Source organism: Arthrobacter sp. 10L430, assembly GCF_056395245.1.
Map to the genome: position 1 here is coordinate 160,053 of NZ_JBFTJD010000006.1, position 25,920 is coordinate 185,972.

The 25,920-nt window shown below is 67.1% G+C and carries 27 protein-coding genes; 10 read left to right on the plus strand and 17 right to left on the minus strand.

The features are described from left to right. Positions 1 to 24 precede the first annotated feature (24 nt). Entirely contained in the window at positions 25 to 624 is a 600-nt protein-coding gene (locus AC1DDG_RS09140) for a hypothetical protein (RefSeq protein WP_476875809.1), read from the plus strand. Between the two features lie 116 nt (positions 625 to 740). On the opposite strand, the gene AC1DDG_RS09145 is transcribed toward AC1DDG_RS09140, so the two are convergent. Further along, entirely contained in the window at positions 741 to 989 is a 249-nt protein-coding gene (locus AC1DDG_RS09145; RefSeq protein ID WP_476875810.1) for a hypothetical protein, read from the minus strand. 87 nt (positions 990 to 1,076) lie between these two features. Between AC1DDG_RS09145 and AC1DDG_RS09150 the strand changes: the two genes are divergently transcribed. After that, complete coding sequence (locus AC1DDG_RS09150) at positions 1,077 to 3,353, plus strand: ATP-binding protein (protein ID WP_476875811.1); 2,277 nt, start codon at positions 1,077 to 1,079, stop codon at positions 3,351 to 3,353. A gap of 54 nt (positions 3,354 to 3,407) precedes the next feature. Here AC1DDG_RS09150 and AC1DDG_RS09155 read toward each other — a convergent pair whose 3' ends face one another. Then, the gene (locus tag AC1DDG_RS09155; RefSeq protein ID WP_476875812.1) at positions 3,408 to 4,253 is read right to left on the minus strand and encodes an HAD family hydrolase; all 846 of its coding nucleotides are present in this window, start codon (positions 4,251 to 4,253) and stop codon (positions 3,408 to 3,410) included. Between the two features lie 125 nt (positions 4,254 to 4,378). Further along, positions 4,379 to 5,659 (minus strand): serine--tRNA ligase, encoded by a 1,281-nt coding sequence (serS, locus tag AC1DDG_RS09160; RefSeq protein WP_476875813.1) that lies wholly within the window; start codon positions 5,657 to 5,659, stop codon positions 4,379 to 4,381. Between the two features lie 135 nt (positions 5,660 to 5,794). Between serS and AC1DDG_RS09165 the strand changes: the two genes are divergently transcribed. Beyond that, the gene (locus AC1DDG_RS09165; protein WP_476875814.1) at positions 5,795 to 6,877 is read left to right on the plus strand and encodes a diacylglycerol/lipid kinase family protein; all 1,083 of its coding nucleotides are present in this window, start codon (positions 5,795 to 5,797) and stop codon (positions 6,875 to 6,877) included. A 2-nt stretch (positions 6,878 to 6,879) separates the two neighbouring features. On the opposite strand, the gene AC1DDG_RS09170 is transcribed toward AC1DDG_RS09165, so the two are convergent. From AC1DDG_RS09170 to AC1DDG_RS09180, 3 genes are all read right to left on the minus strand, one after another. Then, positions 6,880 to 7,098, minus strand: a complete 219-nt coding sequence (locus tag AC1DDG_RS09170) for a hypothetical protein (RefSeq protein WP_230117854.1) — start codon at positions 7,096 to 7,098, stop codon at positions 6,880 to 6,882. Between the two features lie 93 nt (positions 7,099 to 7,191). Then, a complete protein-coding gene (gene pheA / locus AC1DDG_RS09175; RefSeq protein WP_476875815.1) occupies positions 7,192 to 8,172 on the minus strand; it encodes a prephenate dehydratase in 981 nt (326 codons plus the stop codon). A gap of 50 nt (positions 8,173 to 8,222) precedes the next feature. Then, on the minus strand, positions 8,223 to 8,549 hold the full coding sequence (locus AC1DDG_RS09180; protein WP_230117852.1) for a rhodanese-like domain-containing protein: 327 nt from the start codon (positions 8,547 to 8,549) through the stop codon (positions 8,223 to 8,225). A gap of 188 nt (positions 8,550 to 8,737) precedes the next feature. On the opposite strand from AC1DDG_RS09180, the gene AC1DDG_RS09185 reads away from it, so the two are divergent. Both AC1DDG_RS09185 and AC1DDG_RS09190 read left to right on the plus strand, forming a co-directional pair. Then, complete coding sequence (locus tag AC1DDG_RS09185; protein ID WP_476875816.1) at positions 8,738 to 10,186, plus strand: amidase; 1,449 nt, start codon at positions 8,738 to 8,740, stop codon at positions 10,184 to 10,186. Between the two features lie 11 nt (positions 10,187 to 10,197). Then, positions 10,198 to 10,461: a hypothetical protein gene (locus AC1DDG_RS09190; protein ID WP_476875817.1), complete on the plus strand. Its 264-nt coding sequence runs from the start codon at positions 10,198 to 10,200 to the stop codon at positions 10,459 to 10,461. Between the two features lie 30 nt (positions 10,462 to 10,491). On the opposite strand, the gene AC1DDG_RS09195 is transcribed toward AC1DDG_RS09190, so the two are convergent. Beyond that, entirely contained in the window at positions 10,492 to 11,031 is a 540-nt protein-coding gene (locus AC1DDG_RS09195; RefSeq protein WP_476875818.1) for a DUF4190 domain-containing protein, read from the minus strand. A gap of 88 nt (positions 11,032 to 11,119) precedes the next feature. Next, positions 11,120 to 12,079, minus strand: a complete 960-nt coding sequence (locus tag AC1DDG_RS09200; RefSeq protein ID WP_476875819.1) for an NERD domain-containing protein — start codon at positions 12,077 to 12,079, stop codon at positions 11,120 to 11,122. 372 nt (positions 12,080 to 12,451) lie between these two features. On the opposite strand from AC1DDG_RS09200, the gene pgm reads away from it, so the two are divergent. Beyond that, complete coding sequence (gene pgm / locus AC1DDG_RS09205) at positions 12,452 to 14,101, plus strand: phosphoglucomutase (alpha-D-glucose-1,6-bisphosphate-dependent) (protein WP_476875820.1); 1,650 nt, start codon at positions 12,452 to 12,454, stop codon at positions 14,099 to 14,101. Here pgm and AC1DDG_RS09210 read toward each other — a convergent pair. Beyond that, positions 14,091 to 14,573 carry a 2'-5' RNA ligase family protein gene (locus AC1DDG_RS09210; RefSeq protein ID WP_476875821.1) on the minus strand — a complete coding sequence of 161 codons (483 nt, stop codon included), beginning with the start codon at positions 14,571 to 14,573 and terminating at the stop codon, positions 14,091 to 14,093. The genes pgm and AC1DDG_RS09210 overlap by 11 nt on opposite strands. 245 nt (positions 14,574 to 14,818) lie before the next feature. Further along, positions 14,819 to 15,424, minus strand: a complete 606-nt coding sequence (locus AC1DDG_RS09215) for a malonic semialdehyde reductase (RefSeq protein ID WP_476875822.1) — start codon at positions 15,422 to 15,424, stop codon at positions 14,819 to 14,821. A 235-nt stretch (positions 15,425 to 15,659) separates the two neighbouring features. Here AC1DDG_RS09215 and AC1DDG_RS09220 point away from each other — a divergent pair, with 235 nt between their 5' ends. Then, the gene (locus AC1DDG_RS09220) at positions 15,660 to 17,015 is read left to right on the plus strand and encodes a uracil-xanthine permease family protein (RefSeq protein ID WP_476875823.1); all 1,356 of its coding nucleotides are present in this window, start codon (positions 15,660 to 15,662) and stop codon (positions 17,013 to 17,015) included. A 192-nt stretch (positions 17,016 to 17,207) separates the two neighbouring features. Here the strand turns inward: AC1DDG_RS09220 and AC1DDG_RS09225 are convergent, their stop codons facing one another. Beyond that, positions 17,208 to 17,771: a hypothetical protein gene (locus AC1DDG_RS09225; RefSeq protein WP_476875824.1), complete on the minus strand. Its 564-nt coding sequence runs from the start codon at positions 17,769 to 17,771 to the stop codon at positions 17,208 to 17,210. Between the two features lie 65 nt (positions 17,772 to 17,836). Beyond that, positions 17,837 to 18,736, minus strand: a complete 900-nt coding sequence (locus AC1DDG_RS09230; protein WP_476875825.1) for an SDR family oxidoreductase — start codon at positions 18,734 to 18,736, stop codon at positions 17,837 to 17,839. A gap of 260 nt (positions 18,737 to 18,996) precedes the next feature. On the opposite strand from AC1DDG_RS09230, the gene AC1DDG_RS09235 reads away from it, so the two are divergent. Together AC1DDG_RS09235 and AC1DDG_RS09240 are read left to right on the plus strand one after the other, a co-directional pair. Beyond that, positions 18,997 to 19,485: a DUF6328 family protein gene (locus AC1DDG_RS09235; RefSeq protein ID WP_476875826.1), complete on the plus strand. Its 489-nt coding sequence runs from the start codon at positions 18,997 to 18,999 to the stop codon at positions 19,483 to 19,485. Positions 19,486 to 19,564: 79 nt separating this feature from the next. Then, positions 19,565 to 20,227, plus strand: a complete 663-nt coding sequence (locus AC1DDG_RS09240; RefSeq protein WP_476875827.1) for a DUF6766 family protein — start codon at positions 19,565 to 19,567, stop codon at positions 20,225 to 20,227. A gap of 46 nt (positions 20,228 to 20,273) precedes the next feature. Here AC1DDG_RS09240 and AC1DDG_RS09245 read toward each other — a convergent pair whose 3' ends face one another. The 3 genes from AC1DDG_RS09245 to AC1DDG_RS09255 all read right to left on the minus strand — a co-directional run bounded on the left by AC1DDG_RS09245 (position 20,274) and on the right by AC1DDG_RS09255 (position 23,629). Beyond that, positions 20,274 to 21,398 carry a glycerate kinase gene (locus tag AC1DDG_RS09245; protein ID WP_476875828.1) on the minus strand — a complete coding sequence of 375 codons (1,125 nt, stop codon included), beginning with the start codon at positions 21,396 to 21,398 and terminating at the stop codon, positions 20,274 to 20,276. A gap of 96 nt (positions 21,399 to 21,494) precedes the next feature. Beyond that, positions 21,495 to 23,333, minus strand: a complete 1,839-nt coding sequence (locus tag AC1DDG_RS09250; protein WP_476875829.1) for a thiamine pyrophosphate-requiring protein — start codon at positions 23,331 to 23,333, stop codon at positions 21,495 to 21,497. A 65-nt stretch (positions 23,334 to 23,398) separates the two neighbouring features. After that, entirely contained in the window at positions 23,399 to 23,629 is a 231-nt protein-coding gene (locus AC1DDG_RS09255; protein ID WP_476875830.1) for a DUF6480 family protein, read from the minus strand. 177 nt (positions 23,630 to 23,806) lie between these two features. Between AC1DDG_RS09255 and AC1DDG_RS09260 the strand changes: the two genes are divergently transcribed. Further along, entirely contained in the window at positions 23,807 to 24,226 is a 420-nt protein-coding gene (locus AC1DDG_RS09260) for a hypothetical protein (protein ID WP_476875831.1), read from the plus strand. A 36-nt stretch (positions 24,227 to 24,262) separates the two neighbouring features. Here the strand turns inward: AC1DDG_RS09260 and AC1DDG_RS09265 are convergent, their stop codons facing one another. Both AC1DDG_RS09265 and AC1DDG_RS09270 read right to left on the minus strand, forming a co-directional pair. Further along, a complete protein-coding gene (locus AC1DDG_RS09265) occupies positions 24,263 to 25,081 on the minus strand; it encodes a glycerophosphodiester phosphodiesterase family protein (protein ID WP_476875832.1) in 819 nt (272 codons plus the stop codon). A 7-nt stretch (positions 25,082 to 25,088) separates the two neighbouring features. Then, a complete protein-coding gene (locus AC1DDG_RS09270) occupies positions 25,089 to 25,907 on the minus strand; it encodes an HAD family hydrolase (protein ID WP_476875833.1) in 819 nt (272 codons plus the stop codon). Positions 25,908 to 25,920: the final 13 nt, after the last annotated feature.

The following is a 25,920-nucleotide window of genomic DNA, read 5'->3' on the forward strand; positions in this document are numbered from 1 at the left end:
CCAACCGGTAGGCTGTTTTTCACCATGTTCACGCTGACTATCAACCAAACAGACAGCCGGCGCGACGGCGACCGGGTCCCGACGCTGCTCAAGGATCTGCGGCATATCCCGGCACGCCTGGACTTCGATCGCTCGGTAGAGGACGAGGTCCAGGGGATCCTGGACTGCCCGCATCAGACCGTGGAGGCAGCGCTGATCGCCCTGCGGTGCGGCAGTTGGTATGTGGGGGTCGGGGTAGGGCCTGTCAACGAGCCCCTGCCGAACCAGATCAAGGACGCTTCCGGGCACGGGCTCGTCTACGCGCGCCGGGCCGTGGACCGGCTCCGCAACGGCAAAGACCGGATACCGGTGGCGGTCGAAGGACCGCTGGCAGACCTTGCCGCGGAATGTGAAGCAGTCATGCGGCTGCTGGGCCAGATCGTCCGGGACCGGAGCGAGGCAGAATGGCGTGTCCTCGATCTGCTGACCCCCGGCGTCAGGGGCCAGCAGAAGGCGGTGGCCGCGGAGCTGGGCATCACGTCCCAGGCCGTCAGCAAGGCCGTTTCAAGGTCGCAGTGGAACGAGGAGCATGCCGCCCGCCCCGCCGCTGCCCGGCTGCTGTCCCTCATTCTCGAGGTCCGCTAGCGCCCCTTTGGCTGCCGTAAGGCTTCTTTGCGTTGCGCTGGTTCTGCCGCGTTGAACCCGCTCGTGCCTCGTAGTGGAGCGCACACAATAAATTGGCTGGTCAAGCGGGGAATGCGTTACCGCCGGCGCGCAAGTCGCAGATACGTCGCAACTAGACGGGGGACGACGACGTAGACGGCGGCGGGGACGACGACGAGCGTGATCGCGAGGGCCCGGAGCACAGGTGGCCATGGCCCGATCAACGGTGTGAGCGCCCACTGGCTGAGCGCGACGAGCGGGAAGATCGCGGCCCACGTGATGACGGCCCGCTCATGCACCGTGGGCGGTGCGGGTGTCCGGGTCGGGGTTGGTGCTGTGGCGTACATGGCGGGCTCCTTTCGGTCTGTATGCCTTCCTGATGCCCTTCATCCTAGGTTTCGAGGGCTGGCCGGGACATCGGGGCAACTACTCAAGTGCGTACTCATTTGGGCTGGACACCCTTCCTTCGCCCCGCAGATACTGATGGCATGGCCAGGAGAACCCTCCCCACGGCACCCAAGACGCGGGTCCCCGGGCGTCTCCCGGCGTCTGGGAGCAGCTTCGTTGGCCGCACTGCCGAACTCGCCGCTGTCACCGACACTCTCCTGTCGAGGCGCCTCGTGACGCTCGCCGGACCCGGTGGCGTCGGGAAGACACGCGTAGCCCTCGCCGCCGTTCATGCCGCCGGGGACCGCCTTGGCCATCCGGTATTCGTCGACCTCACCCGTATCCCCGAAGGCGCCCCGGTGGCGCTCGCGGTAGCAGAGGCCATGGGCCTTCGCGGCGTCAAGAGGGAGGGTGCCCTCGACGCGATCCTGTGGTGGCTCGACGGCAGAGAGCGGGTGCTCCTCGTGCTGGACAACACCGAGCATGTCCTTGAGGAGACGGCTGCGCTCGTGGCCGAGCTCCTCGAAGCGGCCGTGGAATGTACCGTCCTGGTCACGACCCGACAGCCCCTCCACGTCGCGGGCGAGCATATCGTCCCGGTGGGGCCCATGCTCGACGACGACGCCGAGACTCTCTTCTGGGAGCGCGCGCTAGCGGTGCGACCGTCGCTTTCGTTCTCCACGGAGTCCCGCTCCGCGTCCCGGGAGCTGTGCGCGCGCCTGGACCGGCTGCCGCTGGCCGTTGAGTTGGCAGCCGCCCGCATGTCCGTCATGACGCCGGCGGAGATGCTGCCGCTGCTCGAGCGCCGCCTGCGTGCCCTTGGATCCGGATCTGCCACAGGGCCGGCCCGCCATCGCAGCCTGCGGGCCTGCATCGCTACAAGTGTGGACGCGCTTGGGGAGCGCGAGCGCGCTGCATTCGAGGCATGCGCCGTCTTCGCGAGCCCGTTCGACGCACGGGCGGTGGCCGCCGTCGCGGGTGCGTCACTCGAGGACCTCGAAGACCTCGTCGCCCGATCCCTGCTCCAGCCATCCGTCGACAGTGCCGGCCACACGGTCTTCCGCCTTCTCGAGAGCTTGCGCGAGTTCGCTCGCGAAGGGCTCGACGCCGGACGGCTCGAGGAGGTGCAGAGGCGCCACCTAGCGTGGATCGCGGCAGAGTTCGGTGCCGACCGGCCATTGAGCGTGATGGAGAGCTCACGCAACGGGCAAGCCGTCGATCGCCTGCCCGATCTCCGGGCGGCTCTCGACTTCGCGGTCGTCGCCGCACCTGCCGAGGGCCTTCGGCTCATGGGCGCGACGCGCGAGCTGTGGTTCCGCAATGCCCAGGACGAAGGGCTCTCCCGGGCCATCGGTCTTCTGGAACGTCATCCAATCGCCGATGAGGCGCGCGCCGAAGGGCTTGTGACCGCTTCCGTCTGCCACACGTCGCGGCAGGAGACCGAGGCCGGGAACCGGCTGGCCGCGGAGGCGCTCGCCATCCTCGAACGGGATTCAGCAGGGGCAGGATCCGCCTTCTTCTACCAGGCCATCGCCCGATGTCTTGCCAAAGACACCGAGGGTTCAGTGGAGTCGTGCCGGGCGGCTCTGGATGTCTATACGAAGCTCGGCGATGCGGCCGGACGGAGCAGGGCCGTCGGCATGCTGGGTATGGCGGCGGTGTGGGCCCGTCGCGACGAGGAGGCGATCGGCATCCTCCATGAGGCTGTGGATCTTGCCGTCGACGCGGGGGACCTCTGGGCCCAAGGGCAGATCCTCACCTACTTGGGCCTCGCCGAGTCGAATCTGGGCCGCACCGTGGCGGGCCGGGCCAGGCTTTTCGAAGGGGTGGACGCCTTCGCCCGAGTTGGGGACATTTCCTACCGCGGCGTCGCGCTCGCCCGCCTCGCGGCGCTGACTGTGACGCGGGACCCGACGACGGCGGTGCGGGCGGCCGCCGCGACCACGCGTCGGGAGGGGGCCGGGGGGAGGTTCCACGAGATCGCGCTTGCCGACCTCGCCCAAGTACAGTCGACCGCGGAGCTGCTGCTCGGACCGCACAGCTTCGCGGTCGCGTGGGAAGCCGGGGAGAAGCTCTCCTTCGCGGAGGCCGCGGCGGAGCTCCGGGCCGTCGGCGGCGGGCTGCAGCCGGACATACTGACGCCCCGCGAACTCGAGATCGCCGAGCTTGTGCGCCGAGGTCTCGGCAACGTGTCGATCGCGACGCAGCTCTCGCTCTCGGCGCGTACCGTCGAGAACCACGTCGCGCATGCCCTGACGAAGTTGGGACTGCACAGTCGCGCGGCCTTGGCTGTCTGGGCGGCGGAGCGCCGGAGGCCTGACTGAACGGGCGCAGCCATTTGCCGAACGTCGGTGCCAGTTGCTGGGTGGCAGCCGGCGTTACAGGAGGCTGCGCAGAACGTGGGCGGCGCCGTCGTCGTAAACGGACTTGGTGACCTCGTCAGCGGCGGCGGCCACTTCTTCTGGGGCCTGGCCCATGGCAACGCCGCGGCCCGCCCAGGTGAGCATCTCGATGTCGTTGCGGCCGTCGCCGATGGCCACGGTGCATGAGACGTCCACGCCAAGGCTGCTGCGGAGCTTTTCGAGGGCGCTGGCCTTGGTGACTCCAGCTGCAGCTATGTCCAGCCAGGCCGTCCAGCCAACCGAATAGGTCACGCCGGCGAGGCCGATGTGCTGGATGGCCTCGTTGAACTCTTCCGGGGTGTTCTCGGCGCTGAACACCACCACGCGGACCGCGGTGGCCTCAAGCATGGTCTGGAAGTCGGTGCCAATGGCCTCGACTCCGAAGCTGGCATCCTGGAACCGCTCAGTGGACAGGAAGTTGCCGTCCTCATCCTCCAGGGCGTATTTGGCCGAGGGGAGCCGCTTGCGGAGGGCGCGCAGCGCGGGGCCGGGGTCGAAGGTGGCCTTGTGGATGATCTCGTAGCCGTCTGTCAGCTCGGGATGCAGGCGCAGCGTGACGCCGCCGTTGCAGCAGACGGCGTAGCCGCGGTCGATGCCGATCTGCTCAATCACCGGAAGGGTGGCGTTGAGCGAACGGCCGGTGGCGATCATGACCTCATGGCCTGCTGCCACCACGGCCTGCGCGGCTTCGCGGACAGGGGCGGACATGTGGCCGTCGTGGTCAACGAGGGTGCCGTCCACGTCCAGCGCGATCATGAGTTTCTGCGGGGTTTCTCGCTGGTCTTCGATGCCAGCGGCTGAGGATTCAGTCATTGTAGTCATGCCTCCTAGTACAGCAGACACCCCTGACACCCGCTAGGACGCAGGCCACAGCACTGTGTGAACACCGGGTAAATATTCACAGCTTTTCCCCGGTGTGAGTGTTTACCCGGTGTCGCCGGCGGGGGTTAGAGGACGGGCAGGACCTGGAGGCCGCCGAGGTACTTCTGCAGGGCCGCGGGCACGTTGACTGAGCCGTCCGGGTTCTGGTGGTGCTCCAGGATGGCCACGATCCAGCGGGTGGTGGCCAGCGTGCCGTTGAGCGTGGCGACGGCCCTGGTGCCCTTGGGGGCGCCGTCCTCGTTGAGCACGCGTTCGCGGATGTTCAGGCGGCGGGCCTGGAATGTCGTGCAGTTGGAGGTGGAGGTCAGCTCCCGGTAGTTACCCTGGGTGGGGATCCAGGCTTCGCAGTCGAACTTGCGGGCCGCGGACATGCCGAGGTCGCCCGCGGCGGTGTCGATCACGCGGTACGGGAGCTCGCACTTGGCCAGCATCTCCTCTTCCCAGGCGAGCAGGCGCCTGTGTTCCGCGGCGGCCTCTTCAACGGTGGTGTAGATGAACATCTCCACTTTGTTGAACTGGTGCACGCGGATGATGCCGCGGGTGTCCTTGCCGTGCGATCCGGCCTCGCGGCGGTAGCAGGAGCTCTGGCCGGCGAAACGGATGGGACCCGCCGTGAGGTCCAGGATCTCGTCGGCATGGTACCCGGCCAGCGCCACCTCGGAGGTTCCCACCAGATAAAGGTCGTCTTCGGCGAGACGGTAGATCTCGGCGTCGTGCTTCACATCAAAGCCGGTGCCCTGCATGATCTCGGGACGCACCAATGTGGGCGTGATCATGGGGACAAAGCCGGCCTCGATGGCCTGGTCCATGGCCATCTGCAGCAGCGCCATCTCCAGCCTGGCGCCGACGCCCCGCAGGAAATAGAACCGCGAGCCGGACACCTTGGCGCCCCGCTCCATGTCGATTGCGCCGATCAGCTCACCGATCTCCAGGTGGTCGCGCGGCTCGAAGTCGGGAAATTCGCGGGGTGCGCCGACGGTCCTGACCACAATGTAGTCGTCCTCGCCGCCTTCGGGCACGCCGTCTTCAATGAGGTTGGGAATGGTACGCAGCAGCTCTTCCTGCTTGGCCTGCGCGGCGTCGGCTTCGGCGGAGGCGGCCTTGACGGCACCGGCGAGCTCGCGGACCTCAGCGAGCAGTGCCTGCTTCTCCTCGCCCTTGGCCTGGGCCACCTTCTTGCCGAACACATTCTGTTCAGCGCGGAGGTTTTCGAAGCTGATCAACGCGGCCCGGCGGGCGGCATCCGCGTCGATGATCGCGTCCACCACGGTTTCGTCCGCACCTCGGGCGCGCTGGCTGGCGCGGTACTTGTCCGGATTTTCGCTGAGGTCTTTTACGTCGATCACCAGACAAGAGTATCGAATATGCCGGGCTGCCCGGCGCGGACGCTGTTCCCGATTGCCGGGGGCTCCGATGCGAACCCGTTGCTGGACACCCCGCCGAACCGGGAGCGGTGCCTGGCGGGATAGTGTTGAAGCACCATGAGCGACTTGCTTCTCTACGTCCTGATCGCTGGGGCCCTGGCATTCGCCGTCTCCAGCTGGTGGGGCGTGCGCAGCCTCAAGGCCCTGCATGCGCGCAGCGCCGTGCGGGAAGACACCCATGCGCACGGCCTGGAACGCCAGCGTGTTGCCGTGGTTCTGAACCCCATCAAGGCCAAGTCGGCCGAGGCGCGCGCCGCCATCCAGCGGGCCTGCCTTGCGGCAGGCTGGGAGGCCCCCCGGTTTTTTGAGACGACGGCGGATGACCCCGGCCACTCACAGGTGCGGGCAGCGCTCCACTACGGCGCCGACGTCGTCCTCGTGGGCGGCGGTGACGGCACCGTCCGCGTCGTGGCTGAGTCGCTCGCCCACACGGGTGTGGCGATGGGCCTGATCCCGCTCGGCACGGGAAACCTGCTGGCGCGCAATGTGGACGTGGACCTGTACGACCTATACGGCAACGTCCAGACGGCCCTCTTCGGCCATCAGCGGTACATCGATACGGCCCGGATGCAAATCGAGAACTCGGCGACCGGCGCTTCGTCCAACCATGCATTCCTGGTTATCGCCGGCATCGGTATGGACGCCGAGGTGGTGGGTGATACGAATGCCGGGCTAAAGCGTGCCGTGGGCTGGCTGGCGTACACCGAGGCAGGCGTCCGGCACATGCCCGGACGCCGGAAGAAAGTGTCGATTTCGCTGGACGACCAGCCCGAACAGATGCGCAAGATCCGCAGCGTCCTCTTCGCCAACTGCGGACTCGTACCCGGCGGCATCGACCTGATCCCCCAGGCCATGATCGACGACGGAATGCTGGACGTCGTGGTGATGAGCCCGCGAAGCGCCGTGGGCTGGCTGGCGATGTACACGAAGATTTTGTTCAAGCACAAGCGGCACCTGCCCGTGATGAGCGTCTACCGCTCCGGGAAGGTGGTCATCAGATGCCCGGAGCCCATGCCCACACAACTGGACGGCGACACCTCCGGGGAAGCCACTAAAGTCACGGTTCAGGTGGATCCCGGATCCCTGCTGATCCGGGTCAGGGCCATGCCCGGCATTGGCGCGGGCGGCAGCCAGGCCTAGTCCTAGGCGGACTTGGCGGTTCCAGCATGCTTGGCGGCCTCGGCTGCCTTGGCGGCTGCACGGGCCTCGGACTGCTCGCGGATCATGGCCTGTTCCTCTTCGAAGCGCAGGCGGTCCGCCCGGTCGGCGTCGTCCCCGTCCCAGTCCTGGTTTTCAGCGGTCGGCTTGGGATTGACGATCATTCCCTGGCCGTCGTTGTCGGCGCTGGCACTATCTGACATGACCCGCTCCCTTCGTTGGGGCCACCCCCCTTGTTGATCAGGCAAGCATACGCACAGTCCTAGGGGCAGGGAAGTGCCGTCAGGGGCATTTGTCTACGCTGTGGGCGAAGCATTTACGGTCATTCCGGAGCCCAGCGTCTCCGCCGCGAGAATATCTCGGACCCACGCATGCGCAGCCCGGAATGCTTCGTCGGAAGTATGCGGCGCTACCACCGGGCTCTGCGCATCCGCGCGCCCGTAGGAGCCGAGGAACCTCGTGGCGGGGCTGATGCGGTGCAGCCCGGCAAGTGCGTCTGCGACCCGTGCGTCCGCCACATGGCCGTCGGCATCGATGCTGAAGAAATAGTGGCCAAGGTACTGCCCGGTGGGTCGGGATTCGATCCGGCTCAGGTTCACCCCGCGTGTGGCGAACTGGTCCAGGATCTCCATGAGGGCACCGGGCCGGTCTTCAGGCAGCGGAACTACCACGGTGGTCTTATCCGCGCCGGTCCGGGCCGGTAGAACACCGGGACGGCTGACGAGGACAAAGCGCGTCACGGCTCCGGGGTTGTCGCCGATATTCTCGGCCAGCACGTGGAGCCCCGGCTGTTCCGCGGCAACAATGGGAGCGCAGATTGCGGCGTCATAGTGGGCATCATCCTCCAGGAGCCCCATCGCCGCGGCGGCAGTGGAGGAGCCCGGAACGTATTCAGCACCAGGGATATGCCCATCCACCCACAGCCTGCACTGGGCCCAGGCGTGGCCGTGGGTGGAGACGCGCCGGATCTGGGAAATGTCCGTGCCGGGCCTCGCTACGAGGACAAAACTGATGGGAACAAGCGCCTCGCGGATGATCCGGAGTTCCTGTCCCGTGGCGATGGCATCGAGGGTGGCCGTAACGCCGCCCTCGACGGAGTTCTCGATAGGGACCATTGCAGCGTCAGCAGATCCGTCGCGCACCTTGTCCAGCGCGGTGTTCACGTTGGACGACGGAACCCGGATGGCGTCTGCCGCGTCCGGGACCTGCATCAGCGCCGCCTCCGTGAACGTGCCCTCGGGGCCAAGGAAGGTATAGGTGGGACGTGAGGCAGACATCAGTATTCCTTACGAGTTATATAGGGGAAGGGCAGCGGTGGCCGAGCGGGTCAGAGAACCACAGGCTTGAGCCCGTTGTCCGAGACCAGCTGCTTGCCGGACTCGAGCCACTGGTCCATGCCGCCTGCGACATTGAGGGCCGAGTAGCCTTGGCCGACCAGCCACTGGGCGGCCCGGAATGACCGTCCGCCGGTGCGGCAGATGACGTAGAGGTCCTGGTCCGGGTCCAGGTCATCGATGCGGCCGGGCAGCTGGTCCAGGGGGATGTGCACCGCGCCTTCGGCGTGGCCGGCCACCCACTCGTAGTCTTCGCGCACATCCAGAATGGTGGCGTCCGCGGGAACCTCGTTGACGGTGACGGTATCGAAGTCGCTCATGGGAGTCCTCTCCTCGGCTGCAAGCTCTCAGCACCAGCGTATCGCCAGCGGGCAGCCCCGCGGCCCACGGGCGGCACGTTACGCTTCTTGGATCATGCAAAGGACAACAGCCCTGCCAGCCGGCACTCCCGCGGTCCGCGACGTGTCCGGCGACAGGGCGTTGCCCGCGCCCGGGAAGATGCGCCGCCTTGAGTGAGATCCACGACCTCTCAGCGGTGCTGCTCAGGGACGCACTGCGGTCCGGGGAGCTCTCCGCGCGAGAGGCAACAGCCCACTTCCTCCGGCGGATCGAGGCCGCGAATCCCCGGCTGGGCGCGTTCATCACGGTCACCGCGGACATGGCCCTGGCCCATGCCGCCGCGGCCGATGAGCTGCAGGCCCGCCTTCCCCGCGAGCAGCTGCCCCCGCTCCATGGTGTTCCGCTGGCGTTCAAGGACCTGACCGACGTGGCCGGCGTGGTCACAACGCACGGCAGCGCAGCCCTGGACCGCCGCCCGGCTCCCGTCGACGGCGCCCTCGCCGCGACACTAAAGGGTGCCGGGGCCATCTCACTCGGCAAGACGCAGGTTCCGGAATTCGGGCTGACGGCCTACAGCGAGAACCGCATCGCCCCGCCGTCGCGCAATCCGCACGCGCTGAGCCGCAGCTCGGGCGGTTCATCCGGCGGGAGTGCCGCCGCGGTGGCAGCCAAACTGCTGCCGTTCGCGCCGGGGTCCGACGGCGGCGGGTCTGTCAGGATTCCTGCTGCCGCGTGCGGCTTAGTGGGACTCAAACCCGGCCGCGGACTGGTTCCGGCGGGGGAAAGCAGCGGCGATCCCGCCGGGCTGGTGGTTTCAGGACCGCTGGCGCGCTCCGCCGCGGACGCGGCGCTCATGCTCGACGCGCTGGCTGCGGAGGGTCCTGAGGGCAGTGCGGTGAACGCGGCACCGGGCGGCGCCCGCTACCTGGAAGCCGTCAAGGCCGCACCGCCCAAGCTGCGGATCGGTGTGAGCCTGGACAGCCCGTGGTCCGCCATCTTCCCGTTCACCCCGGAACCCGAAGCGCTCGATGCCCTGGCAGCCGGCGCCCGGCTGCTGACAGACGCCGGGCACGACGTCGTCGAGACCGCCATCCGCTATGACAACCGTTATCCGGACGCCTTCACCACGGCCTGGACGGCCGGCGTCGGAGCCGCCCGGATAGCACCGCAGCGCGAGGCTTTGCTGGCCCCGCTCACGCGAACCTTCCGGCGCCGGGCACAGCAGCGCAGCGCCGCGAAACTGAACGAATCCCTCGCCTTTCTGCGCCAGTTCCAACGGGACACCCTGGCGCAGTACGCCGAATGGGACCTGATCCTGACGCCGTCACTCGCCCAAACGCCCCGGCCGGTGGGCTGGTTCACGGGCTCGGCCCACGGGGACGGCCACTGGCCGGCGTCGGAATGGGCGGGCGACGCCGACGGCGACTACCGGAAGCAGTGCGAATTCGCCCCGTGGTCCTCCATGGTGAACGTCTGCGGCCTGCCCGCCGTCAGCGTCCCGGTGCACTGGACCGGCGGTGGCAGCGCGGACGCGGGACTTCCCATGGGCATTCAGCTGATCGGCCCGATGGGATCCGAGGCGCTGCTCCTGCAGGTCGCGGCCCAGCTGGGGTATTAGGCCAGCTGGGCATGAGGCGCAGCTGTCGTACTGGCGGGGTTCTCAGCCGCGTGTTCGCCGACGCCTACGGCTGGACCGAAGAAGAACGACGACGGCTGCCGGAATTCGGCGCGGATGCCGCCCTTCTGTCGTTTGACCGCATGGAGCACAACGCCCGCACCCTCGGCGGCGGCTGGGCGCGGATGTGGGCCGAAGGAGCGGGCGGCATGATTCATCGCCGGCGTGCTTGGCTGGAGGTCAACGGCGGGCGACTGGTCCGGGCGCTGACAGATTGACGGGTTGCTTCCCGTTCCCCGGGCCGCTCCTCAGATGGTGCTGTACGAGTTGGTGGCTGCGACGCTGAACAGGAGCGCGAGGCTGACAATGGCCAGCACCGCGAGGGCCAGGCCGACGTATCCCATCACCAGACCGGCAAGGGCGAGCCCGCGTCCCGACGGTTCACGCCGCAGGGCCATGTGCCCCAGGATGACCGCCGCAATCTGCGGCAGGATGATGAACCCAAAACCGACGAAGACTGCGATGCCGCAGCACAGGCTGGCGATGCTCAGCGTTTTCGGTTCAGCCGGCATCCCGTAGTGGGGCTGGCCGTAGGGGCCGGCGTACTGCTGGCCATAGGGGCTGCCCTGGTTGCCGTAGGGGCTCCCGGGCTGGGCGTACGGGCGGCCGTACTGGCCGCCGTCGTAACCTGACCCGCCCTGTCCCTGGCCGAATTCCTGGCCATAGAGCGGCGGCGTGTACAGCGGGGGCGCCGGAATGTCCGAACCCTGCGGCGGAATATACGACGGCGGCTGGTAGCCGTCCGGCGTTGGGCCGCCGCCCGTTCCGTTGGGGCGCTGCTCTGTCATGGGGATCCCCTCTGAAAGTGTCCTAAGCAAAACACTACAGCCGCCCCGGGCAATGGCACGGGCAACCCGTCAATCACCCTCGGTGACTTTAGCGGGGCAAAATCTCCCAGACGACCCAAAGGGGCGGCAGAAGGAGTGCTGATAAGAGAATGGCTGCAATCAACGCCCCTCCCATGTACCGCGCCACACGGGTGCCGGGGGAACGGCGCCGCCCCGGCTGAGGAAAGCCGTTCCGGACGCCCGCGGGCCGGGCAGCCGGCCCCCGGCCCGCGGGGTACTGGACCCGGGAGGAGTGGATTGCGTGGTGAGGGACAACCGGAGGACATCGGCCGCTCGGACCAGCGACAGCCGGGCGTGATGCCTGGGATATCGCCGTGGCGGATGATCCAGCAGTTGGAGGCTGTGTGGTCGCTTGCCGGGGAGCCGGCGCCCTCAACCCTTCCTGGATCATGGCGGGGGCAGGTCGCGCCATGATGCCCGGGCCCTGCGGCTGCGTGAGGAGCTGGCCGAGCTGGGAATACAGCCCGATCACGGACTCAGAGTCAAGCACCCGGGGCAATGCTGCCACCGCCGCCACCAGCCGGTCGGTCCCATGCACTTCCACCCCGCAGGCGGTAGTTCCGGAAACTTCGTGCTGCGCCGCCATGCAGACCATGGAGCGCACGAACCTGCGCCGGTTCGCCGGAAGAAGGGCGGCCACGGCAGCGGCCTGCCCCAGCGCCACTTCTATAACAGGGTGCCGGGCATAGCCGTTCTGCCGCAGCACTCCGTCCCGGACCTCAACGTGGCCATTCCAGCACTTGGTGCTGATGACCACCACCCCGCCTGGCCCCACCAGGACGTGATCCAGCCTGGCCAAGGGGCGGCCGGGCCAGTGGACATCGTGCAGGAGAAACCAGCCGTGGGGCATCAGCAGGCCGAGTGTGCCTGCCACCAGCTGCTGGTAGCCGGCAGCGGCGTGCTCTGCCCGGTCAAGGTCGCGTTTCAGCCGCGCAATCCGTTCCGGCGACAACCGCGACTGTTCGAATGCCCCATCTGAAGCCCCCATTGCCCACCCCCATTCATTGCTATTCAGAGCGTCCCTGTTCAGATCGTCACTGTTCAGAGCGTCCCTGTTCAGAGCGTCACTGTTCTGAGCGTCGACCGTTGAGGCACCGCCAATCGGAGACCCGTTCCGTTCCGGCTCCTTTGCACGCCGCCCGGTATCTTTTTCGGCCGGCGGCTGTGACCGCCGTCGTCATTCTTTTTTGAAGGTAGCAGCCGCATAAACAGCCGGTATATAGGTACTTTTGGCGGTGAGTACTCAGTTTTTCCATGTCGATCTGCAACTAGCCGCACTATTTTCTGAAATTCGGCGTCATAGGGACCGGATTACGGACAACTCGTGTTGCGTTCCGGCCCCGTCTGGCATGCTGGTCCCATGGCTAGCCGCGCGGGTACAGTTGCCCAATCCCAAGACCTTGTTGACCTGACCGCTCTTCTGGATGCGTACTACGACGTCACGCCTGACCTGGGTGATCCCGGGCAGCGTGTGGCGTTCGGAACCTCCGGGCACCGCGGGTCCAGCCTGAAGGCGTCCTTTAATGAGGCGCACATCGTGGCCATCACCCAGGCCATCGTGGAATACCGGGCAGGGCAGGGCATCACCGGTCCGCTCTTCCTGGCCAAAGACACCCACGGGCTCAGCGAACCGGCGCAGAATTCCGCCCTGGAAGTTCTTGCCGCCAACGGCGTGAAGGTCCTCATCGACGCCCGCCACGGCTACACCCCCACCCCGGCCCTGAGCCACGCCATCCTGACCTACAACAGGAACGCCCCGGCCGGCGCTCCGCAGGCGGACGGCATTGTGGTCACGCCCAGCCACAACCCGCCCGGTGACGGCGGCTTCAAATACAACCCTCCGCATGGCGGACCTGCGGACACCGACGCCACCGGCTGGATCGCCAACCGGGCCAATGAACTGCTGGAGAACGGTCTTCGCGGCGTGAAGCGGATTCCGGTGGCTGAAGCCCTCGAGGCCGAGACCACGGGCAAGTTCGACTTCCTCAGCAGCTACGTTGACGATCTTCCGTCGGTCCTGGACCTGAACGCCATCCGCGAGGCCGGCGTCCGGATCGGCGCGGACCCCATGGGCGGCGCCTCCGTGGACTACTGGGGCGAGATCGGCGAACGGCACCACCTGAACCTCACCGTGGTCAACCCCACCGTGGACCCGCAGTGGGCCTTCATGACGCTGGACTGGGACGAGAAGATCCGCATGGACTGCTCCTCGCCGTCCGCCATGGCCTCGCTCATCAACCGGATGTCCGAAGGGGCGAACTACGACGTCGCCACCGGAAACGACGCCGACGCGGACCGCCACGGCATCGTGACACCCGATGGCGGGCTGATGAACCCGAACCACTACCTCGCCGTCGCGATCGACTACCTCTACCGCCACCGCACAGGCTGGAACCCGGAGTCCGTGATCGGGAAGACACTCGTGTCGTCCTCCATCATCGACCGCGTCGCCGGAAGCCTGGGCCGCAAGCTGGTCGAGGTGCCGGTGGGCTTCAAATGGTTCGTGCCGGGCCTGCTGTCCGGCGAAGGCGCGTTCGGCGGCGAGGAATCTGCCGGCGCCTCGTTCAACAAGATGGACGGCAGCGTCTGGACCACGGACAAGGACGGCATCCTGCTGGCCCTCCTCGCTTCGGAGATCACCGCGGTCACCGGGAAGTCCCCGTCGGAGCTCTACAAGGGCCTCACGGACCAGTTTGGTGCACCCGTGTACGCCCGCATCGACGCCGCTGCAACGCGGGAACAGAAGGCGGCGCTCGGAAAGCTGTCGTCGTCGGATGTCACGGCCACCGACCTGGCCGGCGAGACGATCACCGCGAAACTGACGGAGGCGCCGGGCAACGGAGCTTCCATCGGTGGCCTGAAGGTGGTCACGGAGAACGCCTGGTTCGCCGCCCGCCCCTCCGGCACCGAGGACGTGTACAAGATCTACGCTGAGTCCTTCAAGGGACCCGACCACCTGAAGCAGGTCCAGGCCGAGGCCAAGGCCCTGGTGGACGGGGTTATTTCCTAAGCTCCCACAGCATGAGGATGCGCCGGATGGTGCGGTCACCATCCGGCGCCATGTCCACGAGTGCTATGTGGTCAAGCACGACGGCGTCGCCCGGGTTCGCGCGTTGCTCACCGCGGTGGGACACATGCGGGCGGAAGTGCCGCCGGGTGTGGTGCGGGCTCGCGACACGGCCGGAAAGCAGCTCCACCGCCTGCACCAGGGATTCGTGCAACGCCTGCAGCGCGCGGTCATCCTTAACCAGGCTGACGGGTACGGAGCCTTGATGCCCGAAGTGGTCGTCCCCGCCGATGGACAGCACTGAGCCCAGCGCCTGCTTGGCCGGCACCTCGGCGAGCGACGCGAACCGGGCCGTGCCGGCGTCGTCCGTAACATCGAAACGCACCAGCGTGATGTGCAGCGGCCAGTCGGTGCGCAGGAACTCCTGCCCCTCCGAGACCGGCTCAGTGAACGCCACCATGATGAGGTTCCGCATACCCCAAGTGTGCCACCGGGGATGCTCTCAACCAGGGAACAGGACTAAACTTGGGGTAGGCCCGGATGCATGCCTTGCAGCTCTAAGCTGCAGAAATACTGCCCCGATTGCCTCCGGAATGTCCCCCATGTTGCCGGAGGCAATCGCGCGTCCTGAGGCTGTCCGCCTGGTCCCTTCGGGGCCTGGACTGGGGAGGGCTTGCACCAGGCGAAGGCTCGCACCGGGCGAAAGCTTGCGCGGGCGGATCAGACGGTGCGGACGACGTCCTCGTAGGCGAACTTGGGCTTGGCCTCGCCCCAGGCGTCAGCTCCGGGCTGGCCGATGTTGACCACCAGGAAGCTCTTCTGGTCACCGGCGGGGAAGAACTCGGCGTCGATCGCGGTGAAGTCCGCGCCCGTCATGGGGCCGGCGGCGAAGCCGAGGGAACGCACGGCGAGGATGAAGTAGCCCGCCTGCAGGTGCGCGTTGTTGTTGCCTGTGGACGTTGCCAGGTCCGGGGAAGCGTCGTACATGGCCTTGGGGGCGTTGTAGCCCGGCAGGAAGTTGTCCCACTGCTCCTGCCACGAGGTGTCGTAGCTGAGGATCGCAACGAGCGGTGCGGAGGCGGTCTTGGCGCGGTTCCCGGCGGCGAGGAAGTCCACGAGCTTGGCGCGGGCCTCGTCCGAGCGCACGTACGTGACGCGCAGCGGCTGGGAGTTAAACGCGGTGGGGCCAAACTTGGTCAGTTCATAGATGGCGCGGGCCTGCTGCTCGGTGACCTCACCGGTGAAGGCGTTGGCCGTGCGGGCTTCAGCGAAAATCGCGTCCACGGCGGCGGAATCGATCACGGCTTCTTCATGGGCGATTGTCATTCAGTTCCCTTTCGCTTTGCCGCCATCCCTGCTGGGCGTGGCGGTGCACTCCTGCTTTCCATGGTTACAACCGTGCCCGGAGCAGCCCTCTTCCCGTGACGGCCGGTTACGGGACGTGAGCTTGGGCACATCCGGCCGCTGCCACCCTCTTGGCGCCCGGGTCCGGCGCGGTATTGTTGCACCGGAAGATCCCAGCCCCCAACCCGCGGGCTATCCCTCTGAAAGGCCCCCGGCAATGAGCATGCTCGGAACCAAATGGAAGCTGCACGGCAACGGAAAAGCGGTCCGCCCAGGCGAAGTGGTCGCCCCCGGAGAACGGCTCACCTGGCCAATCACCATCGGCGTGGGCATGCAGCATGTGGTGGCCATGTTCGGCGCCACGTTCCTGGTGCCCATCATCACCGGAATGCCCCCGGCCACAACCCTGTTCTTTTCCGGCATCGGCACGCTCCTGTTCCTGGTGATCACCCGGGGCCGCGTGCCCAGCTACCTCGGCTCCAGCTTCGCTTTTATCGCACCCATCATGGCCTCCCAGCAGCAGTACGGCGTCCCCGGCGCCCTGGGCGGGGTGGTGCTGGCGGGCGCCGGGCTTGCCGTGATCGGTGCCATCGTGCAGAAGTTCGGTGCGGGCTGGATCAACAGGCTTATGCCGCCGATCGTCACCGGCGCCATCGTGGCGCTGATCGGCCTCAACCTGGCGCCCGCGGCCAAGAACAACTTCGACCTAGCCCCCGTGACCGCGCTGGTCACGCTCGTGACAATCATCCTGGTGAGCGTCCTGTTCCGCGGGATCATCGGCCGGCTTAGCATTCTCGTGGGCGTGGTGGTGGGCTACCTCGCGGCCATGGTCCGCGGCGAGGTGGACTACTCCAAGATGGACGCCGCGGCCTGGGTCGGCCTGCCCCATTTCCAGACGCCGGAGTTCCACCTGGGCGTCGTGGGCCTCTTCGTTCCGGTGGTGCTGGTGCTGGTGGCCGAGAACATTGGGCACGTGAAGTCCGTGTCCGCCATGACCGGGCAGAACCTGGACGACGTCTCCGGCCGCGCACTGATGGCCGACGGAGCGGCCACCGTACTGGCAGGCTTCGGCGGCGGATCGGGTACCACCACCTATGCCGAGAACATCGGCGTCATGGCGGCCACCAAGGTCTACTCCACCGCGGCGTACTGGGTGGCGGGTATCTTCGCGATCCTCCTGAGCTTCTCGCCCAAGTTCGGCGAGCTGATCGCCACGGTTCCGCCGGGTGTGCTGGGCGGCGCCGCGACCATGCTCTACGGCATGATCGGCATCCTGGGCGTGAAGATCTGGGTCCAGAACAAGGTCAACTTCTCCAACCCGGTGAACCTGACCACCGCCGCCGTCGCGCTCATCATCGGCATCGCCGACTACACGTGGACCATCGGGGACCTCAAGTTCACCGGCATTGCGCTGGGCTCCGCCGCGGCCCTGGTGATCTACCACGGCATGAAGGCTATCGCGAAGGCCCGGGGCACGGCGGCCGAACCGGAGACCGAGGGGCCGTCCGGACTTCCCCCGGCCGCGAAGGCAGCCATCAACGCCGCGGCGAAGCGGTCACCGAAGAAGCGCTAGGCCCCGGGCCCGTCTTCTCACGGGCGCATTTGGCGCGCCCGAGGCATATCCGGAGCATCTTTGCACCATTTTGGGCCTCTCAGGCCACTTGGCGCCCCTGAAATTCAGGTGCGCCAAGTGTTTTCCGCCGGCAAAGTGGTGCAGGAATGCGGCGCCGGCACCTAAGACGCCGGCACCTGAAGAACTGGGCTGCTACCCGGCGTCGAACGTCTCGTCGTCGTCGTTCGGGGACTTTTCCTTCGGCAGATCGTTGCCGCTGCCGTCCGGCAGGCCGGCGGCGTCCTGGTCCGGCTCCGAAGAGAACTGGTCTGAACCCTGGGCGTCCGCGTTGCCCTCATCGATCTCGGCGTCCGCTGACGGTACGGCTTCGTCTCCTGCACCCGCGTCGGCTGTTTCAGCCCCGGCGCCCGGCGAGGCATCGGCGTCTCGGGGAATCGGGGACTCACCGGGGACGGTATCGAAGCCGGCTCCGCTGGCATCACCCTCGGCATGGAGCTGCTCGTCTGTCCCGCCGAAGCGGCCGGCACCGGGTTCACCCGCGCTGTCCTGATCTTCTTCGGCAAAGTGGCTGAGGTTCGGCGTACCTGTGCCGAAGGTCTCGCCGTCCGGGCTGTTCTGGTTCAGGCCTGCTGCGTCAAAATCCTCCTCCTCGCGGGGCTGGGCAAACTGCTTTCCGCCCACCTCCTGCTCAACGGTGGGCGTGCCGTAGCCTCCCGCTTCCTCTTCAGGGGCGGCGTGCTGGTTGTCCTGGCTCATGTGTTCCTCCTGATTGGCTGGAAATTGCTGGAAAACGTGGGTCTCCGTGCGGCCCAGGGCCCGGCTCACAGCCCCTTGCCGCCGGTGACGGGCAGCACTGCCCCGGAGATGTACGAGCCGGCGTCGGACGCCAGCAGGACATAGGCCGGGGCGAGTTCCGCGGGCTGGCCGGCGCGCTGCAGCGGCGTGTCCTGGCCGAACTTGGGCAGTTTGTCAGGCCATTCCGTGGCGGGAATAAGCGGAGTCCAGATGGGGCCCGGCGCCACGGCGTTCACGCGGACACCCTTAGGCCCGAGCTCCTGGGCCAGGGCGTTGGTAAAGACGACCTGGGCCGCCTTGGTCATGGCATAGTCGATCAGTCCCGGTGAGGGGTTGAACGCCTGGATGGAAGCGGTGGTGATGATCGACGCACCCGCCGTCAGGTGCGGCACGGCGGCACGGGCGGTCCACAGCAGTGAGTAGAGATTGGTTTGAAAGACGCGGTCGAACTCTTCGGTAGGAAGCGATTCGAAGCTGTCCCGGTTCTTCTGGTAGGCGGCGTTGAGCACCACCACATCCAGCCTGCCGAACTCCGCTACTGCGTCGTCCACGATCTTCGTGCTGAACTCTTCACTCCGGCCGTCGCCGGCGAGAAGCAGCGCCCGCCTGCCGGTCTTGCGGATCCATTCCGCCGTGTCCTGGGCGTCCTCTTCCTCCTCGGGAAGATAGGAAATGGCGACATCCGCACCCTCGCGGGCGAAGGCAATAGCCACCGCCTTGCCGATGCCGGAGTCGCCACCGGTAATGAGCGCAGCTTTGCCCCGCAGCTTGTCGCTGCCCTCGTAGCTCAGCTCGCCATGGTCCGGCTGCGGATCCATCGGGGCGGTAAGTCCCGGCTGCTTCTGTTCCTGCTCGGGAAAGGGTCCCGAGTGGTAGGTACCACGGGGATCCCTGGGCTGGTCAGTCTGCTTTGCTGAGTCACTCATAGTCCACCTACTAACGGTCAGGGTCACTAACGGGCTGGGTCATGCGGGACTGGGCTTTGAGGCACCTTCACGGTTCGCTTTCCACGGCTCCCTCCGTAGGCCATTCGGCGTCCGACTCCTCGAACCTAACGCAGGTTTGAGGACCAAGTCCACATCCTGATAGATATTAGTCAGCAAACTTAGCAGTTGTTGAATTCGGTCCGGCTTGAGCCTACGTTGGGAGCAGGCGGGCCCGCCTGAGGCCAGATGGAGGTCGATGCATGAGTGATCCGGACGCCCCAGCAGGCAGCGGCAGGAATGAGACCCGCGAGGAACAGCTCGACCGCAACTGGATGGAGCTGTTGCAGGAGCTGCGGGTGCTGCAGACGGGCGTGCAGATCCTTGCCGGCTTCCTGCTGACCCTGCCTTTTCAGCAGCGGTTCAAGGAACTCGACGACTTCCAGATCGGCCTCTATCTGGTGAATGTGGCGCTTGCCGCCCTGACCACCGCCTTCATCCTCCTGCCGGTCAGCGTGCACCGGCGGCTGTTCCGCCACCGGCTCAAGGAGACTCTGGTGTCCAGCGCGGACAACATCACCAAGATCGCGTTGGGCGGCGTGGCATGCCTCAGCGTCGGAACGGCGGCGCTGGTCTTCGACGTCACGGCCGGGCGCACCGTCGGACTGACCGCAGGGCTGATACTGCTCGCGGTGCTGGCCGTCCTCCTCGTTTACGTCCCCCTGCATCTTCACCGGCAGGCCCTGAGATAGCAGGCCCGGAACCCGGACAGAAACTGCCGGCTCCGCTCCAGTGAGGGCGGGGCATCAATCAAAAGAGCACGGAGGAACAATGCGTAAATGGGCCAAGGAACACGGGCTGCTGCTGGCAAACGTGGGGCTCTTCCTGGCGTTCTTTGGCGGAATGATCCTCACCGGCGCCAGCAACTACAGCGAAGACCAGCTCGCTCACGGGCAGCCGGCCGTCACCGTCGCGGAATATCTGGGAACCGGCGCTTTTGTGGAAGCCACGTTTGAAAACTGGGAGTCCGAATTCCTGCAGATGGGCATGTACGTCATCCTCACCGTGTTCCTTTTCCAGAAGGGCTCCTCGGAATCCAAACCCATGGGAAAGGACGCGCCGCAGGACGAGGATCCCCGCGATGCCACCATCAAGGACGCCACCCCGTGGCCCGTGAAGCGCGGCGGAGTGGTGCTGAAGCTTTATGAACACTCCCTTTCGATCATGTTCCTGCTGCTGTTCCTGGCCTCGTTCGTGCTGCACGGCATCGGTGGCGCCGACGATTACAACAGCGAGCAGGAGAGCCACGGCCGGCCGACAGTAAGCGTCTGGGGCTACTTCGCCACGAGCCGGTTCTGGTTCGAGTCTTTCCAGAACTGGCAAAGCGAGTTTCTCGCCGTGGCGGTGCTGGTGGGAACATCGGTCTACCTGCGCGAGAAGGGGTCCCCCGAATCCAAACCCGTCGCCGAACCGCACTACGAAACCGGCGCCTGAGCGCCCCTGTCCAGCAAGGTCCGGCCTAGGGGCGAAGCATGCAGCGTTAAGCGCCTTCAAGCACCTGGGAAGTGGCCCACGCAAGGTATTTTGCGGCGTTGGCGATGGCGTCTTCCGGGCTTGAGGCGACGTCCAGCAGCTGCGCCGCGGCCACCACGCCGTGTTCGGCCAGGTCCTCCGGCGTGACCAGGATCCGCCCCGCCACCACGATCACCGGGATGCCCCGTTCCCGGGCGGCGTCCGCGAGCGCGATGGGTGCCTTTCCGGTGAGGGACTGGGAGTCCATGGAACCTTCGCCGGTGATGACGAGGTCGGCGTCCTTGAGCTGCTCGGCCAGCCCGGTCAGCCCGGCCACGAGGGCGAAGCCGCCTTCGAGTGTGGCGTGCGTGAAGGCCAGGAACGACGCCGGGAAGCCGCCCGCCGCTCCGGATCCCGGGACGTTGACGTCCCGGCCCGTGGCCTCCCTGAGGATGGAAGCCCAGTTGCGCAGGCCGGCGTCGAGCTTTTCGGCGGCGTCCTCATCAGCACCCTTCTGCGCGCCGAAGACGTGTGCCGCGCCGTCGGCGCCGTACAGCGGATTCTGAACGTCGACGGCGATCCGGAAGTTTACGGCGGACAGGCGGGGATCGAGGCCCGAGACATCCAGGGCCGCCACGTCCGCGAGCGATCCGCCGCCCAGCGGCACCACGTTTCCGGCCGTGTCCAGGGGCTTGAGCCCCAAGGCACGCAGGGCGCCGCTGCCGCCGTCGGACATGGCCGAACCGCCAACGCCCAGCACGATCTCCGTGGCGCCGGCGTCCAGGGCCGCGGCAATCAGCTGGCCGCAGCCATAGCTGTGGGCGCGGAGGGAGTTCTCCGGCGTCGGCTCCATGTGGGCCAGGCCGGAAGCCTGGGCAGTCTCGATCACAGCCGTGGCTCCGCCGAAAGCATCCTTCCGCAGCGCCCACGCCGCGCCGATTGGGGCGAGAATGGGCCCGACGACGGCGTTGAGCCGCTCTTCGTACCCGGCGGCAACGGCAGCTTCGAGCGTCCCTTCGCCGCCGTCGGCCACCGGAAACTGGTCGGCTACGGCGTCGGGATAGACGCGGAGGGCGCCTTCGGCGATGGCGGCGGCGGCTTCGATGGCGGTGAGGGAACCCTTGAACTTGTCCGGGGCGATGAGGATGCGCATGGCACCATCCTGCCAGCAAGGCTCAGGAACGCGCGCTTGCCGGTTCCGTCATGCGGGCTCCCTGAACCACTGATTGGCCGGAGCACGCGCCCGCCATCAGGCGCGTGCTTCCTCCTGGCCGGCGTATGTGTCCAGGAGTTCACGGGCGCCGCTTCCGTCCGGCCCTTCGGCGGAGAGGGCGGACCGCATGCCGTCCAGCTTCTCGGCGCCTGCGGGGAAAGGAGGCAGGAGCGGGACGTCCGGATCCGTCAGGACCTCGATCACCACGGGGCGGTCCGCCGCAAAGGCGCGGTCCCAGGCGCTGGCCAGTTGCTCCGGGGAATCGACCCGGATCCCCGTCAGGCCCAGCAGTTCCGCGTAGCCGGCATACGGAAAATCGGGGATCTCCTGACTGTCCGGGAACCGCGGCTCGGACTCTGTTTCCCGCTGCTCCCACGTGACTTCGGCGAGGTCGCGGTTATTGAAGACACAGACCACAAAGCGCGGATCAGCCCATTGCCGCCAGCGGTGTGCGACGGTCACCAGTTCTGCAATCCCCGCCATCTGCATGGCGCCGTCGCCCGACAGCGCCACCACCGGCCGCTCCGGCCGGGCAAGCTTGGCCGCGATCCCGTACGGAATGGAGCAGCCCATGCTGGCAAGAGTCCCGGACAGGTGCACCGGCACTCCGGGCGGAAGGGTCAGCTGGCGGGCGTACCAATATACGCAACTGCCGACGTCGACACTCACCTGGGCGTTGGCCGGGAGCCGGCCGTTGAGCTCTCGCACCACGAGTTCCGGGTTGACCGGCTTCGCCGGCACGCGTGAGCGCTCCTCCTGTAGCGCGTGCCAGCTGTGAACCTGCTCCTCCACACCGGCGCGCCACTGTTTGCGGGCCTCGCTGACCGCCCCCTCGCCGCTTTCGCCGGCGGCTCCGTTTCCGAGGCGTGCGGTGAGTTCCCGCAGGGTTTCCGCAGCGTCCCCCACGAGGCCCACCTCCACCGGGTAGCGGTTGCCCACTTTCCGGCCGTCGATGTCGATCTGCACGGCCCGGGCGGCGCCCGGTTTGGGATAGAACTCGGTCCAGGGATCGTTCGAACCGATGATCAGCAGGGTGTCGCAGTGTCCCATCAGGTGGGCGCTGGCCGTGGAACCAAGGTGTCCCATGGTGCCCGCGGCGAAGGGCAGGGTCTCGTCGACGTAGGGCTTGCCCAGCAGGCTGGTGGTGACGCCTGCGCCGAGCTTTTCCGCGATGGCCACTACCTCGGCCTGGGCATGCTTCGCGCCCTGGCCCACCAGGAGTGCCACCTTGCGGCCGGTGTCCAGCACCTCGGCGGCCTTCACGAGGTCGTCCTCGCGCGGCAGTACCCGCGCGGGCCGCCATTCCGGTGCGGTCACGATGATGCCGTGCTCCTGCTCCAGTTCCGGCGCCGGGGCCTTCTGAATGTCGTGCGGGACGATCACGACGCACGGTGTCCGCGTCTCAAGCGCCGTGCGGAAGGCGCGGTCCAGGACCATGGGAAGCTGCTCCGGGGTGCTCACCATCTGCGCAAACTGTGCCGCCACGTCCTTGAACAGGGTCAGGAGGTCGATTTCCTGCATGTACGCAGATCCCAGCACGCTGCGGCTCTGCTGCCCGATGATCGCCACGACCGGGACCCCGTCCAGCTTGGCGTCGTAAAGGCCGTTCAGGAGATGCACCGCACCAGGTCCCTGCGTGGACGTCACCACGCCCACTCCCCCGGTGTACTTGGCGTGGCCAACGGCCATGAATGCGGCAGTCTCCTCGTGCCGGGCCTGGACGAACTGGACGCCGCCCGACTTGCCGCCGTCGCCGGCGCGGCGGAGGGCACCCATGAAGCCGTTAATGCCGTCGCCGCTGTATCCGAAGACCCTGTCCACGCCCCAGGCTTTGAGGCGTTCCACCATTACGTCAGCAACCAGCCGATCAGCCATTGAAGACTCCCCTGCTCAAGTGAAAGATACCGGGCTTGCCTTGCCCTCGGAGTATGGACTCTGGACTACTCCTCGTGCCCCTGGTCCCCGCTCATCTGGTCCTCCGCCGGCGGCGTCTCACCCGGCGGCACGCCTCCGCCGGGCTCAAGTCCGGTGATGTTTCCATTCAGCGGGTCAGGGTTGGGCGAACCGGCCGGGTCTTCCCGTTCGGTTCCATGCTCCTTTTCGCCGGCAGCGTCGGTTGAGCCGGGCTGGTCCGGGTTGGCGGGGTCGTTTTCGGGGTGATAGCTGCTCATGTTCCTGCGGTCCTCCGTGGTTAGGATCGTATGCAAATACAACGGACTTTGGTGACGGTGGAGCTCGGCCCTCCGGTGCCCGGGGGCACTGGACTAATTGTAAGCATGCTGATAATTCTGGAACAGTCAGATGCCGAGAAGTCCGGCCACGCCGGACATGGCCAAAGGAGCAAGCTGATGGGAATCGGCGACAGCATTGGAAAAGCAGCGGAGAACGCCATGGAGGATCTGGCGGGGACGTCAGAGCCAACGGATGACGCGCACGTGCCGGAACCCGGCACGAAGGACGACGACGTCCAGGTCCACTCCTCTATCAGCGAAGGCTCCAACGCAATGGACGACGACGGCGACGCCTCGCACGGCGGGGAAGCCGGCCTGTCCAGCTCCGCGCCGCAGGGCCCGGGCCCGGCCGGGAACGGCGGTTCTGGCGGTCCCGGCGGTTCTGAGGACTCAGCAGACATCGGTGCGACGGAGACCCCGGACGTTCCCCGTGACGTCGCAGGCTCGGCCGGACTTCCGGATCCGGACCCCGACGAGCTGCGCGCGGATCCCTCGGAAGGCGGCGAGGACCCCTCCACCGGCGTCGGCCGCGGCTAGGACGTCCGACTGGGACGTCCACCCCGGAGGGTCCGTCTACGACCAGGCGCCGCGGCTCACCAGAACTTCCCTCAGCAGGTCGGCGCGGTCGGAGACGATGCCGTCCACGCCGAGGTCCAGGAGCCTGTGCATCTCGGCCGGCTCGTTGATGGTCCACACGTGGACGTACAGCCCCAGGTCGTGGGCGCGGCGGACAAAGCCGGGGGTCACCACCTGAACAGCACGGTAGCGGACCGGCACCTGCAGGGCATCGACGTCGCGCAGCACACGGCCCACGACCGCCCGCGCCAGCGCACCCACACCGGGCACGGCCAGCAGCGGCGAGAGTGCCACGAAGGCGGCATTGGCCGCCGTCCCCGCGGAGGAGGCAGTGCGGCGGCTCAGCAGCCGCAGTACCGCCCGGCGTCGGCGGTCCGAAAAGCTGGCGATGAGGACACGGTCGTGCAGGGCGTGCCGCTCGATGGCGGCCGCGAGGCTGCGGACTGAGTTCCAGTCCTTGACGTCGAGATTGAACCTTGCGTCGGGGAAGGCGGCCACGAGTTCATCGAACGTTGGCACCGGTTCCAGGCCCCCGATCCTGGCCCGTGCTACCTCGGCGGCGGTCAGCTCCGCGATCCGTCCGGCGCCGTCCGTGATCCGGTCCAGTGCCGCGTCGTGAAAGAGGAGCAGCACGCCATCGGATGTCGTGTGCACGTCCGTTTCCAGGTACCGGTAGCCGATCCCGACGGCGGCGCGGAACGCTGCCATGGAGTTCTCCAGTCCGTCGCGGGAGAAGCCGCGGTGGGCCATGGCGACGGGCAGGCCGCCAGCCTCACTGGCTCCAGGACCCGAAGGGGAGAAAAAGGGCAGAGCCACGGCCGTTTTACGGCAGCCTGACGCCGAGTTCGGCGAGCTTTTCCTCGAGAATCTGGGCCACGCCGTCGTCGTCAAAGTGCGGCGCCTGCTGCCCGGCGGCGCGGATCGCCTCCGGATGGCCGCTGGCCATCGCGTAACCGTGGCCTGCCCAGCGGAGCATTTCGATGTCGTTGGGCATGTCACCGAAGGCCACCACGTCCGCGGCGTCGATTCCCCGCGACGCAGCGTATTCAGCCAGCGTCACGGCCTTGTTAATGCCGGGGACCGACAGCTCCAGCATGGCGACTGTGGGTGCCGAGTGCGTGACGGTGGCGAGATTACCGACGGCGGGAGTCACCTCCGCGAGGAAGTCATCCGCGGTGCCTTCGCGGACGATGGCGAGAAACTTCACGACGGCGTCATCCGCCGTGAGCGTCTCGGCCAGCGGAGCGGGGGTGAACTCGGAAAGAAGCTCACTGGAGCCGTTCTCGATGAAGCCCGGTTCCAGGTGGAAGCCGGTGAGGGTCTCGGCGGCAAACAGGGCTGCGGGACGAAGTGTCTTGATGATCCGGCGGGCCTCGAAAACGTCCGCGAGGGCCATGGTCCGGGCGGATACCAGCTGCCCCGCCTCGAGGTCCCACACCACCGCGCCGTTCGAACAGATCACCGTGCCGGTGTGCCCCAGCTGCTCTTCGAGCGGGTGCAGCCAGCGCGGCGGGCGGCCCGTGACAAAGACAAGTTCGACGCCGGCCTCCCGGCAGGCGTGGAACGCCCGGACCGTGCGGTCACTGATTTTTCCGTCGTGCCCAAGGATCGTTCCGTCTATGTCACTTGCTACCAACCGCATCCTGCCAGTCTAC